This window comes from Magnetospira sp. QH-2, from assembly GCF_000968135.1.
Taxonomy (GTDB): Bacteria; Pseudomonadota; Alphaproteobacteria; order Rhodospirillales; family Magnetospiraceae; genus Magnetospira.
The window spans coordinates 1,042,038-1,057,645 of sequence record NZ_FO538765.1 but is presented as its reverse complement, the minus strand read 5'-3'; the positions used below and the strand labels follow the sequence as shown (position 1 = coordinate 1,057,645).

The 15,608-nt window shown below is 60.0% G+C and carries 16 protein-coding genes; 3 read left to right on the top strand and 13 right to left on the bottom strand.

The window, feature by feature from the left end; genetic code table 11:
• Window positions 1–94: 94 nt before the first annotated feature.
• The 10 genes from mamN to MGMAQ_RS04985 form a co-directional block, all read right to left on the bottom strand.
• Window positions 95–1,402, bottom strand: a complete 1,308-nt coding sequence (gene mamN, locus MGMAQ_RS05030; RefSeq protein ID WP_052716136.1) for a magnetosome biogenesis transporter MamN — start codon at window positions 1,400–1,402, stop codon at window positions 95–97.
• A gap of 4 nt (window positions 1,403–1,406) precedes the next feature.
• Window positions 1,407–2,351 carry a magnetosome biogenesis CDF transporter MamM gene (gene mamM / locus MGMAQ_RS05025; RefSeq protein WP_046020680.1) on the bottom strand — a complete coding sequence of 315 codons (945 nt, stop codon included), beginning with the start codon at window positions 2,349–2,351 and terminating at the stop codon, window positions 1,407–1,409.
• Between the two features lie 72 nt (window positions 2,352–2,423).
• Window positions 2,424–2,675: a lipopolysaccharide assembly protein LapA domain-containing protein gene (locus MGMAQ_RS05020; protein WP_046020679.1), complete on the bottom strand. Its 252-nt coding sequence runs from the start codon at window positions 2,673–2,675 to the stop codon at window positions 2,424–2,426.
• A 70-nt stretch (window positions 2,676–2,745) separates the two neighbouring features.
• Window positions 2,746–3,831 (bottom strand): MamK family actin-like protein, encoded by a 1,086-nt coding sequence (mamK, locus tag MGMAQ_RS05015; protein ID WP_252508680.1) that lies wholly within the window; start codon window positions 3,829–3,831, stop codon window positions 2,746–2,748.
• A 141-nt stretch (window positions 3,832–3,972) separates the two neighbouring features.
• Window positions 3,973–5,400 (bottom strand): hypothetical protein, encoded by a 1,428-nt coding sequence (locus MGMAQ_RS05010; protein ID WP_046020678.1) that lies wholly within the window; start codon window positions 5,398–5,400, stop codon window positions 3,973–3,975.
• A gap of 46 nt (window positions 5,401–5,446) precedes the next feature.
• Entirely contained in the window at window positions 5,447–8,041 is a 2,595-nt protein-coding gene (locus tag MGMAQ_RS05005) for a magnetochrome domain-containing protein (RefSeq protein ID WP_052716135.1), read from the bottom strand.
• Between the two features lie 60 nt (window positions 8,042–8,101).
• The gene (gene mamI / locus MGMAQ_RS05000) at window positions 8,102–8,308 is read right to left on the bottom strand and encodes a magnetosome protein MamI (protein ID WP_046020677.1); all 207 of its coding nucleotides are present in this window, start codon (window positions 8,306–8,308) and stop codon (window positions 8,102–8,104) included.
• A 117-nt stretch (window positions 8,309–8,425) separates the two neighbouring features.
• Window positions 8,426–9,733 (bottom strand): magnetosome biogenesis transporter MamH, encoded by a 1,308-nt coding sequence (gene mamH, locus MGMAQ_RS04995; protein WP_046020676.1) that lies wholly within the window; start codon window positions 9,731–9,733, stop codon window positions 8,426–8,428.
• Between the two features lie 150 nt (window positions 9,734–9,883).
• Window positions 9,884–10,204, bottom strand: coding sequence for a hypothetical protein (locus MGMAQ_RS04990; protein ID WP_046020675.1), 321 nt, complete (start codon window positions 10,202–10,204; stop codon window positions 9,884–9,886).
• Window positions 10,205–10,287: 83 nt separating this feature from the next.
• Window positions 10,288–10,659 carry a hypothetical protein gene (locus MGMAQ_RS04985; protein ID WP_052716134.1) on the bottom strand — a complete coding sequence of 124 codons (372 nt, stop codon included), beginning with the start codon at window positions 10,657–10,659 and terminating at the stop codon, window positions 10,288–10,290.
• A gap of 293 nt (window positions 10,660–10,952) precedes the next feature.
• Here MGMAQ_RS04985 and MGMAQ_RS04980 point away from each other — a divergent pair, with 293 nt between their 5' ends.
• Complete coding sequence (locus MGMAQ_RS04980) at window positions 10,953–11,147, top strand: hypothetical protein (protein ID WP_046020674.1); 195 nt, start codon at window positions 10,953–10,955, stop codon at window positions 11,145–11,147.
• A 70-nt stretch (window positions 11,148–11,217) separates the two neighbouring features.
• On the opposite strand, the gene MGMAQ_RS04975 is transcribed toward MGMAQ_RS04980, so the two are convergent.
• From MGMAQ_RS04975 to MGMAQ_RS20970, 3 genes are all read right to left on the bottom strand, one after another.
• The gene (locus tag MGMAQ_RS04975) at window positions 11,218–12,570 is read right to left on the bottom strand and encodes a pentapeptide repeat-containing protein (protein WP_046020673.1); all 1,353 of its coding nucleotides are present in this window, start codon (window positions 12,568–12,570) and stop codon (window positions 11,218–11,220) included.
• A 233-nt stretch (window positions 12,571–12,803) separates the two neighbouring features.
• Window positions 12,804–13,088: a hypothetical protein gene (locus tag MGMAQ_RS04970; RefSeq protein WP_148560850.1), complete on the bottom strand. Its 285-nt coding sequence runs from the start codon at window positions 13,086–13,088 to the stop codon at window positions 12,804–12,806.
• Between the two features lie 118 nt (window positions 13,089–13,206).
• Window positions 13,207–13,401, bottom strand: coding sequence for a hypothetical protein (locus MGMAQ_RS20970; RefSeq protein WP_046020671.1), 195 nt, complete (start codon window positions 13,399–13,401; stop codon window positions 13,207–13,209).
• 151 nt (window positions 13,402–13,552) lie between these two features.
• Here MGMAQ_RS20970 and MGMAQ_RS04960 point away from each other — a divergent pair, with 151 nt between their 5' ends.
• Both MGMAQ_RS04960 and MGMAQ_RS04955 read left to right on the top strand, forming a co-directional pair.
• A complete protein-coding gene (locus MGMAQ_RS04960; protein WP_046020670.1) occupies window positions 13,553–14,137 on the top strand; it encodes a cache domain-containing protein in 585 nt (194 codons plus the stop codon).
• A gap of 254 nt (window positions 14,138–14,391) precedes the next feature.
• Entirely contained in the window at window positions 14,392–15,423 is a 1,032-nt protein-coding gene (locus MGMAQ_RS04955; protein WP_046020119.1) for an IS110 family transposase, read from the top strand.
• The last annotated feature ends 185 nt before the right edge of the window (window positions 15,424–15,608 follow it).

Here is a 15,608-nt window from a genome sequence, read left to right as displayed (position 1 = left end):
GACGAAGCAAATGTTCCCTTACGGAAACTGAAAATCTCAGGTTTTCCCTGGGAATCCCCCACTCCGGCACACCTCTCCGATGATGATGTAGGTATCATATGATCAGCAGGACGTAAAGGGACGACAACAACAGGAAAATCCCCATCAGCGGCAGCCCCCAACGTAAAAACTCCTTGAAATCCAAGGTTCTCCCTTCGGGCATATGAGCCAGCATGTCCGGGTGGTCGCGCAGATAGGCACTGAGCTGGGTTGCCGCGACGGCCCCCGCCGTGGCCCCGGTCAGAGCCGCCGAGGACCCGGCTTGCACGCCAAGGGACAAGGCCCACCAGACGGTTGGATCCTGCACATCGGCCACCAGTCCGGGCGCCAGGGAGACGAACAACGCCGTCGAAGGACCGGCATTGAGGAAAATGGTCGAGCCGGCGGCGGTCCACATCATCACCAGCAACCGCCCGGCTTCGCTGTCTCCGGCAATGGCGTAAATGGCCGATGAGAATCCGTCGGGCACGCCGGCAGCCACCAAGCCACCAACCAAGATGAACAACCCGGCGAAAAACTGGATATCGCTGACACCGCAGGCCTCGGCGATCTCGTCGTTACCGAAACGGGCTCCGGCGGCCGCGATCACTCCGGCCATGAGCGCGATCCAACCGGGACGGATCTGCAAGGCATCGGCCATCAGAAAACCGAGAATGGCCAGCCCCAGGGTCATCAGCCCCAGGCGCAGCCGGAATTGATCGATCCTTGGCAGTTCCCAATCGTCTTGGTCATCGTCTTCCACTGGGCCGGAAGGCACCACCCGCAATTCGTGACGCCGGGATTGGAAAAACAAGAGGGCGGCGGTCAACAGGACCAAACATGGCACCATCATGCCGCCGATGAAATCCAGGAAGCTCAATTGTGCCGCCGAGGCGATGATCATGTTGGGGAAGTCGCCGACCATGGTCGAAGCGCCACCCAGATTGGAAGACACGATCTCGGCGATGAGCACGGGAATGGGATTGATCTTCATGCGCCGACAGGTGGCCAGGGTCACCGGTAGCAACACCACCATGGTTGCCAAATTATTGATGGTCAGCGATAGGGCATAGGTCAGCAGGCTGAACACCAACAGCAGCCAAAAGGCATTGCCCCCGGACGATCGCGCGGCACGGTCGGCCAGATGAGCGAAAACACCCGAACGGGCCAGCAGCGACGAGATGGCACTCATGCCGAAGATCAGCGCCAGGGTCTCGAAGTAAATCGCGTCAATGGCATCGGAGAAGGAGTAGAATCCGGAAAGCGCTCCGACCAGGATCATGGCGATGGCGCCATAAAGCACCGCCGAATGCCGGTCGATCATTCCTTTGAAAATGACGGTAAAGACCCCGAGAAAGATGGCCAGAGCGACGAGGGTATCCAAGAGGTCAGCCCTCCTGGGCGGTCACCAAGGTCGGATTGTCTTTTTCCCAAGCCAATCGCAGTTCGTCGCTGATCTCGCCGGTTTCGGCGTTGACCGTCAAATGACCCACATGGGAAACCCGGGACAGAATACGGCGCTTCACCGATTCACAGATGTCATAGGCCTCGTCGATGGAGATTTCCGCATCCACGCCGACCACCACTTCGGCCCAGATTTCCTGGCCCACGCGGCGGGAACGAAGATAACGCACTTCCTGCACGCCTTCGGTGGTCTCGATCAGTTTCTTCAGGCCGTCGCGGGCCTTGGGCGACAGACTACGATCCATCAGGCCCTTGAAGGAATCCCAGAACACGTCACCGCCCAAGTAGAGCAGATGGATGGTCTCGATGACCGCGATCACCGGATCGATCCAGGGCATGTTCAGGTAATGGGCGCCGACGATGCCCGCCGCCACACCGGCCGACGCCGTGGCGTCCGCGTGGTGATGCTTGGCCAGGGTGCGCACCATGGGGCTGTTGGACTCGATGGAGACACAGCGCGAATAGTAATACATGAACACATTGACAGCCACCGACAACAAAGCCGCCCACAGGGCGATCATATGCGGCGCCTTGTGTTCGTCATGGGTCAGCAGCACGGTGACGGCATGGACCAGCAGATAGCCGGTGACGATCATGAAGATCACCGAGATGGCGAAGGACAGAATGAACTCGACCTTGCCATGACCGTAGGGATGCTCCTCGTCCAAAGGCTTGGTGGACACGGTCATGCCGATGATCACCAAAATGGACGAAATCAAATCCTTGGCGGAGTACATGGCGTCGGCGACCATGGCCTGAGACCCGGCAATCAGGCCCACAAACAGCTTCATCACCATCAGCACGCTGTTGGTGATGAGGCCGACCCAGCCCACGGTCTTCGAACAGGTCACACACTTTTCGTAACGCATTACTCTTCGCCCTGCTTCTTTGTTCCCTTTTCCTTACGCTGTCCGCCCACCGGGACGCAAGGACAAACCCGCCTACATGCGGCGGATTTGATTACCTGGAGGTCTTGCGTAGCGGTTCTGCTTCCCCCGATCCCGCAAGGTCTTGATGATCACGCTGAAAATGGCGGTCACGAAGCCGACGAAAAACGACAGCCCAACCACCACGATCAACGGTACTTCCACCGGATTCCCGGCGATCAGGTGAACGCTCACCATGTCCAGGTTCTGGCTGGCGAACAGCACGATCCCAATCACGAGGACCATATAGATGACCAATGTCGCCATGCCTTCTTCGAACCCTTTCGCCGGATACCCTGAATTTCCTTATGGTCTATAGCCTGTTTGTGACGCTTTGTCAGCCGCTGACCATATCCCCCAACTGCCCCCAGTATTCCGGCGGCAGTTCCTGTGCCAGTTTCAGTGCGCCACCGGCGCCGTCGTAATCCGGATCCTGGACACAGGTCACTTCCACTTCACCGTAATCGGACAGGTGATTCTTGATATAGGTCTCGAGCCCGGCAATACGCGAGCCGCCCCCGGCGACGATGATATTCTTCAGCACCGTGGCCTGATCTTCGGGCGGGAAGTTGCGAATCAGCGTCTCGATGCCTTCCAGTACGTCGGGCAGAATGGATTCGCAGGCCGCCTGAATCGCCGCGGTCACATCCCGTTCCACGGGCTTGCCATCCACCCGCAGATTGGCCTTGATCGGGCTGGCCGCCTTGCCGACGAAGGAATGGGCTTCCTTGATGGCACGGGCCACATGGGCATTGATCTGCACATCGGGATAAAGATCGATAATGGCCACTTGCAAACGCTCGTCGACAAAGTTGCCGGCCTTGGGGATGGTGATCTGATCTTCCGGTGCCGGGACCATGCCCTTCAGCGCGCAGATGTCGATGGTCCCCGCGCCGATATCGATCACCAGGCTGTTGACCAGTTTACCCTGACCAAAGGCAACCATGAACGGCTCGGAAACCACCATGGCCGTTTGAACCACTTCACGTGCCAGCCCCAGCAGCAATTCCTTGTTGGCGTTGGAAGCGCGGGCGGGCACGCCGATGATGGCACAGACCTCGTCCCCCTCTTCGGGCTTGGACAGGGCCAGCACATGCTTGAACAGGTGACGGGCCACTTCCATGTCCCGGTCGCCCAGTTCGCGAATCACGCCGTCTTCCAACGGATAGCGCAGCTCCAGATAGGACCGGGTGGCGATGGCCCGATCGCCGACCACATAGGGCGCCCCCAGCAGCTTCACGCCGACGATATCCTTGGGATACCCGACCACGGAACTGACCATGGCCTTGGCTCCACGATCAGACATGATCGCCGTGTGCGATGTGCCCAAGTCGATGCCCAGGCGCAGGCGCTTTTTGGTCTTAGGGGCGGGCGCGGTATCCGCTGCCATGTCGATCACCAGTCCGTCGTTGTCAGCATTCATGGAGGCACTCCTTCGTCATCGAGGTTATCTTGTACCGATTCTACCGGCCCGGTCGGGATACTGCTCCCAACCTGGCGACTTCGCAACACAGTATTTGCTCCTGTGTCGCAATTGCATCGGACAGGATAAACCTTCTGAGACTTAGGACTTATCGGCCTCTGCTTCTTCAGTGGCGGCCTCGGCAGGGGCTTCTTCAGCGGCCGGGGCTTCTTCGGTCACCGGGGCTTCCTCGGTTGCCGGAGCGGCTTCCTCGGCGCCTTCGCTCTTGGAGAACAGCGACGTGACGCTGGAAGCGGCGCCGGTGGCGACACTACCGGTATCCTTGACGATCTCCACCGCGCCGACCTTGACGCATTCGACGAACTCGGTCCCGGCACGCATGCCCATGCCCGCGACGCCCAGGCCGAGGGCCTTGCCGTCCTTGACCAATTCGGTCGCACCGAAGGTCAGGTTGTCTCCGAACCCAGTGGCCACGCCCTTGGTGACGTTGAAGGTGGTTACGGCACCACTGCGAACCAGATTCACCACGCCACCGAACACTCCCTCGACGGGGGTCGCTGTTGCTGCTGTCATTTCTTGTCCCTCGTTGCTGCTGTTCGCGGAGGCATCGCCTCCATCTCCATTGGTCTTCCAGGGATTGCCTTCGGACGGCAAGACCCCTTCCTTCTCATAAATCATCTTGCGCAGGGTATCGTTGCCCACATCTTTGGCCAGTTTCTGGCGCAAGGCGGCGACACTCTGGGCAACGATCTCTTCGCCCTGGTCGGTTTCCTCGGCCTCTTCCTCGGCGACCTCTTCAGCCGCCTCGGAGGCAGGGGCCTCATCCTCGGATTTCTCGGAAATCTCTGCGACATCGTCCTCGACATCGTCCTCGACATCGTCCTCGACTGGCGCCGATTCGGCTTCCACGGGCTCGGAAAGGGCTTCGGCCACGGCCGCCTCGACCACTTCCTCGATGATCACTTCCTCCGCGACGTCTTCTACGACCGGTGTCTCTGTCACGGGAGCGGGTTCTTCCGTCACCTTAGCTGCCTTCTTCTTTGCCATGTCGTCCTCGTCTTGGTCCGTGCTCTCGGTTTTAGCCAGCGATTCCGCCCAGTCCGAATCGCCCGCCGAATCGCCAACCGACGGATAGGGCTGCGGCTCCGGATCGATTTTGGCCTGCACCACTTCTTCGGCCGAGGCGGCGGCCTCCACGACCTCGACCTCGGATTCGGTCGCGGCGGGCTCGACGATCTCCGGCCCGGGCTCTTCGGTCGCCACAGAAGCTTCCGCATTGGGCTCATCGCGGGTTACCCAGGGAATCTCGCCTTCGGGGGTATCGGGCACCGGCGCATCATCAACCGGCGTCGCGGCGGACTTCGGCACAGGGTCCGGTTCGGTCCAGGGGGTATCGGCCCCCTCTTCGCCTTCCGACAGTTGGGCGGCGCCGCGACGGCGGCTCAGCTTGGGGATATTGGTAGAACGGGACAGGGGCGCCTGTTTCCCGGCCCAGGGAGAGACATCATAGATATCCACCCAAGCCTGTTTCGGTGCCGATTCGCCGTCCTGTGAGTTCTGATCCGCCATGGATGCTCCGTTGATCCGTCTACCGCCCGAAAAGTCCGGGACGCCTTTAAACCACTACCAGGAATTCGCTGCCGTTGCGGTTGACCCGAAGCATGACCTGCTTGCCATTGCCGTTGGCCTTGGCTTCCATCATCGCCTTGTTGAAAGCCTTGGCCGAGGGCACCCAGGTATTATTGACCTGTAGCACGATGTCATTGGCCATCAGGCCGCCCCGCTGGGCCCGCGAGCCCGGAGTGAGCTCGGCCACCTGCGCCCCCTTGATGGGCGACCCATTGGGCGCCATGGCGCCCTTGGCCGGCATGAAAGTTTCGATTTCCATGCCCAACCAGGCAAATTCAGTCGGCACGCGGGCAGCCGGTTGCTGCTGTCCCATGCGAGCCGCCATCTGGTTGGCGGTCATGCCTTGATTGGGGCCCGCCATTTGCTGGCCTTGTTGGCCCATCATCTGTTGGGCGGTGGGGGCTTGGCCAGCCTGCATCCCACCAGCCGGGCCACCAGCCGGGCCACCAGCCGGGGCAATCGTCAGCTTCTTGCGTTTCCGCTTGCCATTGCGCTCAAGACTGACGCGAACCTTGTCGCCTTTCTTGAAGCTTTTGAGGATTCCGGCCAGTTCGCGTGGGGTCGAGACCCGGCGACCATCGGCCTTGAGGATGATGTCCCCGGACTTGATCCCAGCCTTATCCGCGGCGGATCCCTTGACCACCACCGGCACGAACACGCCCTTGCCTTCGGGATGGCCGAGAGCGGCGGAAATGACTGGCGTGATGGGCTGGACCACGGCGCCGAGGATGACGAAGCCGGCCCGCTGTCCCATGCCTTGACCCTGGCCACCCCCCGGGCAAGGCGCGACGGTGCCGCCCTGGCCCTGGGCCACGGCCTGACCGCACGGACCTTGGCCTTGGCCCTGGATCACGTTGAGCGCCAGGGTGTTGGGCGGTCCGGCATAGCTGAACGGCTGGGTATTGTTCAGAGCGTTATTCTGGCCCTGCGTGGCCGCTGCGGCGGGCAGGCCGCTGGCAGTGACGATCTGATGGCAGATCTTGCAGTCCATCTTTTCCCGGCCATCCTTGTGCGGCGGGGGCATCCCCGCCTGGATCGGAGGCGCAGCGGCGGGCGGCGGTGCGGCGACCGGCGCGGCGCGCACCTGCTGCTGACCACCCCCGGCGCCTCCCGGCGCGGGCATGATGTCATGACAGATGGTGCAGTTCATCTGCTCGCGGCCATCCGTATGAGGCGCGGGCTGATCGGCGCGGATCGGCGGTCCCGACTTGGGTTGACCACGCCCCGGCGCCGCCACGGGCATCATGGGGAAGAACACCGGCTGGGCTCCCGCCTGCTGACCACCGGCTCCTGTGATGTCGTGGCAGATAACGCAGTTCATCCGATCCCGACCGTCTTTCTTGTGATTGCCGGGAATGCCCTGGTTGGCGCGAATCGGGGGGCCCGACTTGGGCTGCGCCGCACCGGGGGCCGCCACGTTGCGGGCAATCTGGGCCACCGGATTGACGGAATTGAGGAAATTGATTTCTTCCAGGACAAAGGTTTTGACCTGGTTGGACGGAATGGCGAAGCCAATGCCGGAGAAAGCGCCGGTGGGGGTGTAGATGGCGGTATTGATACCGATCACCTCGCCTTCCACGTTGACCAGGGCGCCGCCAGAATTGCCCTGATTGATCGCCGCATCGGTTTGCAGCAGGTCCTTATGGGTGACGTTTTCAATCACCAACGATTTACGCATACCCGAGACAATGCCCCGGCTGACGGTCTGGTCCAGGCCAAAGGGGCTGCCGATGGCGACCACTTCGTCGGCGACGGTCACATGGGTCGATTCGCCCAGCATGGCCGCCACCAGCGGCGCCTTGGGAGAGATCTTCAACAGAGCCAGGTCCAACGACTGATCAAGCTTGACGATTTCCGCCCGATAGCGCTCGGTGCCCACGTCGTCGAAAACGGTCACAAAGACCGCGTCGGCGCCGCGAACCACATGGTAATTGGTGACGATATAGCCATCGTTGCGAATGATGACACCGGAACCAACGTTCTCAAGGGACTGGCCCGAGAACGGCACGCGAAAGCGCGGCATGTTGGGTTCGGGATTGGGATCGGCAGCGGGCTTCTTGGGCAGCATCCCGCCAGGGCGCCGGATGGTCACGTTGGTGACACTGTGGCGCATGCCGGTGACAACGTTGGAGAACTTGCCGCCGGCGGCATTGATCGCCAAGCGCTGGCCGGGCAAATTCGGCGACAGGGAGGGGCTGCCGATGGTCGGGTTGGTCGGCCCCGGGGACGGCAGAGTGAAGGTCGGAACACCGGTACCCATGACCGCACCATCAGGACCAAAGGCTGGCAGGCCACCGATGGCGGCGGGGGTTGCCACGGGCGCGAAGGCGGCATTGACGGGCGCATTGGACGGCCGTTTCGAGCCGACCCCACGATCAGCGACCGACGGCGGCTTGGTGCCGTCAAAGATACCCTGGAGGCCGGGCATCATGCCGGTGGAGTAATAGTTCTTGTACCAGTAGACGCCGATCAGGATCAGCATGGCGAATGTGGCAATAACGAAGAAATACTTCCGCAGCCCCTTCGAACACATCTCGGGTTCTGCGTCGTAGTCCTCGTAAATCGGATCCTCGAAAGCCATATCTTGGCGACCCCAAATTCATTTTCCGGCGCCCAAAAGCCACCGGAGCGTTGTTGGTTATTAGTCCTCGACCCCGAGGAGGTCTTCGTCATTGACGTCCTTGGCCTGACGCACGGCGGAAACGCCCGCGGCCAAAGCCACCAGACCCAGCACAATCAGCGCCAAGGGCACGAACCCGCGCAGGAACTCGACCACCGACCACCACCAGATGGTCAGACTCCAAAGCCCCAGAGCCAAGGCCAAAAGGCCTGTAATGATGCTCGGCATGAAACGTCCTCCTTCAGGGGGCGGCACCCGCCCCGATAAACTCTTCGCCCCAATTCCTCAATCGCCCGGCGACTGGACGACATAAAACCTCTGAAGTCCGGTACCCCCGTACGGGCTTCAGAGGCTTGCTGTTTCTTCGGCCAATTGGTCGTCGTCGACATCGTATTCGTCGTCGCCGACCTGCCGATCCGTGCTAACACGGGAGACCCATAAAGCGTAGGCCATGATAGCTAGGTTCACAAAACCTGTAAAGACGAATGGGGCGTGCGGACCCACGGAATCAAACAGGTATCCCCCTGCCTGCACGAAGATAATTATGCCCAGCGCCCCCATCACATTGAACGCCCCGAGCATGGATCCGAGAATCTCTTTCGGGGTGATGTCCACGGTCAGAACCTGCGGCGCCACGAGACAGCCGGCCTGACCGATGGCAACCAGAACCGCCGGAAGATAAATCATTGAATCAAAGGGATTCACCACGAAGTAGAAGGTTAAAAACCCAACTCCGGAAATAGCCATGCCCAGGGTGATGGCGGTAATCCGCCCGGCCCTTTGGATCACCTGCCCCCAGATGGGTATGGAAATCAGGGTGACCAGACCGATCAGACCGATCAGCTTGCCCGCCTGCGCGGCGGCGTCTTCTTGGCTCACCCCGACCACGTCGGCGAAATAGATGAACCACAGCATCAAGAACATACCCACCAGCACCATGTCGTTGCGGGCGAAGAAGGCCGAAGCAAAGGTCAGCTTGAGCCGCGAATCACCGACAATGAGCTTGCGCAGGCGCTTCCAAGGAACTTCGTTCTCCTTCAGCTTCGGCGCGATATCGATCAGACATTTGCCCGCCACCCAGGCCCCGGCCACGGCGATGGCGGCGGTCAGCAGCATGACAACGCCGATTCCGGCATGTTGCGGGATTTGCATCAAAATGGCGTAAACCAGGGTGCCGCCCAAGGCCATCATGAAGGCACTGTTGGACAGCATGCGGGCGCGGTTCTTGAAGCTGGTGAAGTCCCCGACCAGAGTCGCCAGCTGCGGCCAGACGGCCCCGGACCCGATGGACATGATGATTCGCGCCAGGAAGTAGATGGCCAATCCGCCGACCACCAGGGCCTCGCCCAATACCAAACTGAACGGGGCCAACAGCGCTCCGGCGGCGGCCACAAGGAATCCACCAACGATGATCGGCACCCGCCCATAGCGATCCGACAGAAACCCCAGATAGCCGATGACCGCCAAGTCCAGGATTTCGGTCACCACCTGGACACTGGCATTGATCGACCCGGCGTATTCGAAGGGGACTCCCAACACGTTGCGCAGGAACAAGGGCTGCACGGCAACGGCCAGGGTCATGAAAATCATGCAGAGCGCCGCCAATAGATAGACGGCGTTCCAATGCCATTGCTCGACCAATTTATCTTTCATGGCTTCGGAACCGGTTCGCCCTGTTTCATAGAATCATTCAACGGTACTTCTGTTTACCGGAGCTTGCAGTCTCAATACAAACGGATTCCAACAAAAAGGGCGCCCTTCTTCACGAAGACGCCCTTTCCAACCCGTTCGTACAGTCGACGATCAAAGCCGATCGGACAGAAAGCTGATCACTGGCAACCGCCAAGCTTTGTTGAACACCACGCTGACCAGACCCAGCAGCGAGAAGCCCATCACCGCCATGGCGGAGAAGCTGAAGAACCACTTGCCGGCGCCCGGCAGATGCAAGGCGAACAGAGCCAACACGCCCCACATCCAGATCACCAAGCCCTGTTTGGCGTGGAAATAGACGTACTCGTCATCCCGGTTCATCAAAAGCGGGACAAAACAGAGAATGCCCAAATAGCTCAAAGCGGCCATGAAACGGGGCTTGCTACCTTCCTCTTGGGTCATGACGACGGCCATGGTGTTCTACCTCTTCAATGCAGGCACCCGAATCGGTGCGATGGTCCCGGTTATACTCAAAACTCGTGAAAAACGGAATGGGCTCAGAATTCGCCGAGCGCTTCCGCCAATTCCAATTCCGCGTCGGTCTGTTTTTGCTCGTCCCGTCGGCTGGCCAGATAGCTATAAGCCGCCGCGCCACCGGCCGCGACCAACAACACCGCGCCCCAGGCCCCAAGACCCAAACCGAGGCCGACGCTGACGCCCTTGGCCGCGCCCATGCCGGTTGCCGCCTTGGCGGCCCCCATGCCGGTCGCCGCCTTGGCAGCGCCCCCCTTCATGGCAGCCTTGGAGGCTCCGCCCTTGGCCATGGCCAAACCCTTTTTGGCAACCGCCGCGCCCTTGGCGGTCATGCCGCCCTTGGTCGCTCCCGCCGCTTTCGCGCCTGCCTGGGCACCTGCCTGAGCAACAGCCATGATCAGTGTCTCCTTGAATAAACCGGATCCCGTGTCGGATCGTCTCGCCCGTTCGGGTCGGTCCCAATAAATCAAAAAACAATCAGAGTGTCAACGCGCCAATACAATGAAGAAACGCAGTAATACTAGGGGGTTTCCCCAATCGATAATCATTCTCATTTACATTTTCTATGGATTTATTATATTATAACACCCTCAATACCAGTCTAACGGCGATCCATTGATGACTTCATGCGTCTTTTCTGCCATTCTATCAATCATATGAAGTGCAATGACAAACACGGGAGAAGCTTATGTTACCCTTTATTCCTTTGGCCGTCGGAGCCGTGGTTGCCGGCGCGGGCTTTGCCCTTGGCATGCGTATTTCCGACCGATATATCATTCCCACCGCCGACAAGGCCTTGGACAGTGCCGAAACCGGCGTGAAAAAGGCCACGGATACGGTGAAAAAGACCGTCAAGCCGTCCAAGGACGCCGACGCGGAATAATCTGTTCCGGACAAAATAAAACCGCCGGGACACTCCGGCGGTTTTATTTTTATTACTGTATCGCAGTACTTCAGTTCACGGGCATGACCTGATAGCAGACCGCGTCCACCGCGTTGTCGTTGCTGTCGCCGGCCCGTTTCCATTTACGCACCACTTTGTTGAAGTCGAACAGGTCGCTCTGGTCAGCCACCCGGCTGTGCAACTCCTCGAGCACCAGAATCTCGCCGGTGCTGCCGATGGGCTCCAAGCGAGCCGCCGGACTGATGGAATCAACCACCAGTTCCATCTCGCCATCGCCGGGATCGGTCTTGATGGTGGCCGTGCCCCAATGGACGGCGGCAAAAGCTTCCACATTGATGTTCTTGAGCACGTTGATGTAATTGGCCGCAAACAACAGGGACTGTGCCGGTTCGTTGAACACGCCGATGATGGCATCGCCCCGGGTCGACATACAGACATCCGACGCCTCGCCGACCACGAACTTGTTATAGCGCTTGAGCAAAGCCACCAGATTGCGTTTTTCTTCTTCGGTACGATCGTCGAATCCATTGATCACCAGCGAGAACACCGCCCATTCGCCGGACTGATAGCTAAAAAAGGCGTTGGGATCAGCCACGGGGGCAGCCGCCACGGGTTCTGGCTCGGGCTCGGGCTCGGGCTCTGGCTCTGGCTCTGGCTCTGGTTCTGGCTCGGGCTCAGGCATGGGCTCTGGCTCAAGGGCTTCCGGCTCGGGCGGGAGTTCCTCGGGAAAGTCGTCAATCCGCGGCTCGGCGAAGTCCTCTTCCGGGACATACTCCGGTTCAGCCTCAACCTCGACATAGTCGTCCTCTAGCTCCGAATCGTCCAACTCGCCCAGATCATCGAGAATGGTCCCGCTGAGATCGGCGCCATCGAAGTGGGCGCCGGCGGTAACCGCGCCGGACAAATTGGCGCCGCTAAGATCGGTATTCCGCAGATCGGCCCCGGCCAGATTGGAGCGTGCCAGGTTGGCGCCGCTGAGGATCGAGCCCCCCAATTTGGCGCCGGCCAGATTGGCGCCGCCCAGGTCGGTGCCGGTGAGAATGGCATCGCCGCCAAAGCGTGCGCCCGACAGGTTCACCCGACGCATGTCGGCACCGGCCAGATTCGTGCGGGTCAGCCGCGCACCGGACAGATTGGATCCGACCATCACGCAACCGGCCAGATTGACATCCTCAAGGATGGACCCGGCCATGTTGGAAGCCTTGAGGTTGGCACCGCTCAGGTTGGCCTTCTTCAGGTTGGCCAGCGACATGACGGCTTCCGCCAGATCCATGCCGGACAGATTGGCACCGCGCAAATCGGCCTGACTCAGGTCAGGCTGCACATCAGGCTCGGATTTCCGCCAGGCGTTCCAACGCCCGGCTCCCATGGCCACGTTTCTCAAATGGTGAACGTTCGACATTCCCGATGTGCCCCTTAGCACGCGCGCTAAAAAAGGTTAATTCCTTCAATAAGGTTAAGTGAAATCGTTATTTGGGTCAATTCGGGTAAATTTTGCCGGGTCAAGCGCGAATTCCACACCGATATAGGCGAACAATCCTTGGTATTGGGCCTATATTTGGTATTTCTTCCCGGTCACTGGGCAACATTTGCCGCCCCGGCCACCGCACCGACACCGTTCCGATTCGCGATTCGTTATTTAACCAGCCGTCCAAAAGAATCGCGGACCTTGTTCTTCCAATCCCTTGCGGGCTCCTGCCGTGGCTCTTTCAGTTTGGCCGAAGAAGCGGGTCTTGGAGCCTCCTTGGGGGCCTCCCCCAACAATCCCATATCCAACCCGAGCAGGTACAGTGCCAATCCGCCGCTCAAGCCGCTGAGGACGAAAAAGATCCCCATGAGAAGGCCATTGGGCATGACCGCCGCCGCAATGGCACACAAGACCCAAATGAGACCGAAATACTGGCAACCGCGCATATCCACCTTGCTCCTCGATCCCTAGCGCGTGTCGGGTCCAATCGGACCCGTTGGACACGCGCGACTTCATTGGAAACGATCATGTTTTTCGTGTTTGATCGAATGCTCTCATATACGACGTGATCTAGAGGGACATCAGCATTTTCCAGCTGATCATCTTCTTCACCTGTTTGCGATCGAGAGACAGGTCCAGGCCCCGGCCTTCGGCATCTTGGAGTCGAATGGTCAGGTTCCTACCATCGGAAGCATCCACCTCGACGGAATCGAAGGATTGCAGGCCTTCGGTAAAAGAATCCTTGAACAATACGTCGGCTTTCATGGGGGCCGTTTCCTTTCCAGTGTCTTGTCATGCCGTTGGTATCAGGTCCGCGAAACCGTCGCAAGGACCCGCCTTGACGAACCCGAAGACCATGCACATATGTCGGGCAATCGGCCCCTTGGATTTGGGGAACAATAGGGAACACCTGAAAATGACCGAACGGACACTGAAGCTGAGCCTTTGGTTGGCCGTCGCCTTGCTGGGCGGCGCGGTCCTGGTTGGGCTGACCCTGCAAGAACGCCGCTCACAGCAGACAGCCCTGGTCGATCCGGTGAACGCGCTGGTCGCGCAGCTTCAAGACTTGGCTGCAAAAGGGGCTCCTCCTCTGCGTGGCCCTCAAATACAGGCCTTGCTTCAGGACCTGCCCGCCGATGGCACGGTGCGGCTCTGGGTCAGTGATTCCGCCGGACATCCGCTGGTCAACGAAATTGAACCGGGATTTCGATCTCTCCCCGTCCAAGGATCTCCGGCCACCCAAATTCTGCGTCAGGTCTTGGATGCGCCATCGGGGGATGGCTTCGTCTCCTACCGCTGGCCGAGCCGCGCCAACCACGCCCGTCTGGCCTATGTCCAGACCATCCCGCAATGGGATTGGGTCATCGGCGCCAGTACCAATATGGTGGCTTTGGATACGGTGTTGATTGAGCGTCTGGGGCTATTGGCGGCCGGACTTGGCCTGCTGGCTTTTGCTTTGCGCATGGTGACCATGGGCAGCCGCAACGAACTTTGTAGCTAACAAGCTGCTGAAAAAGTGTTGTTCAACGGCCCGCCTCGCCCTTCGACAAGCTCAGGGTGAGGCGAAAGGCTTTAATTCAAAGGCCCTCATGCTGAGCTTGTCGAAGCATGTGTCGCCACACCCTCGAAATCGGACTTTTTCAGATGGCGGTAATCGAGCAGTCAGGGATTGCCTAGACAGTCAGCTGGTCTCCACACTCGGTCTTGATCAAGTATCCGGGTCAATTCCTGGACATGGAACAGAGGAGACCAGCTATGGAGTATTTTGTTGGAATGGACGTATCGATGGCAAGCATTTCGATCTGTGAGATTGATGCAAAGGGAACCGTCATTCGCGAAGGCAAGGTGTCAAGCACACCCGAGGCGGTCGCCACTTGGCTCGAGGAAAGCGGGCGTGGCTTTGCGCGAATTGGGTTGGAAGCTGGCCCTCTGGCGCCTTGGCTGTACGCAGGACTGTCCAGTCGGGGCCTCCCTGTGATTTGTATCGAGACCCGGCAAATGAAGGCCTTTGCCAGCGCCAGCCCAGTCAAGACGGACCGTCGCGACGCCCGCTTGATCAGCCAGGCGATGCGGACCGGTTTGTACCGCGCGACCCACGTCAAGACCGCGCGCAGTCAGGAGCTCCGGATGGTGCTGACCCATCGGGAGACCCTGGTTCATCAGGTCCGTCAGTTGTCCAATACGGTACGAGGAACATTGAAAGCTTTCGGCCTCAAGGTCGGTATGGCGCGCGGACGCCTTTTCGCGGCGCGGGTTCGGGAATTGACGGCTGATAACCCGCACCTCAGCGCAGCCGCCGAGCCGCTCTTGCTTGCGCGCCAAGCCTTGCTCGAACAACTCGACAAGCTCGACCGGCAGGTTCATGCCGCTGCGCGCGATGATAGCGTTTGCCGGCGCCTGATGACCGTTCCCGGCGTCGGCCCGGTTACCGCCCTCGCTTTCAGGACAGGACTCGACGTGCCGGAACGGTTTCAAAAGTCGGTCATGGTCGGCGCCCACTTCGGGCTTGTCCCACGCAGATACGCCTCGGGAGAGCAGGACCGAAGCGGCCCCATCAGCAAGTGCGGAGATGCCATGGTTCGTTGGCTTTTGTTCGAGGCCGCCAATGCACTTCTCACTCGAACCCGCCGTTGGTCCTGGCTCAAACACTGGGGGCTCGCGGTCGCCAAAAGGCGCGGGATGAAACGCGCCAAGGTAGCCGTTGCCCGGCGTCTCGCCGTAATCATGCATCGCATGTGGATCGACGGCACGGACTTCCAGTACCGCAAGGAGGAGACCGCCATCTAAACACAACGAAAACCGAGATCGCCTGAAGGGCGGCCAGGACGCGTGGCGACGCGCGGGGCTCGGATGACAGCGCGCAGGCTGCAGTGGCGTAAGACCACGCTTTTCAGATTGCTGCACCCGATCCCCCTTGATCCCCATCATGCGGCGACGACGTCGACCGCGGACAGAAGCAAAGGGCGCCACAT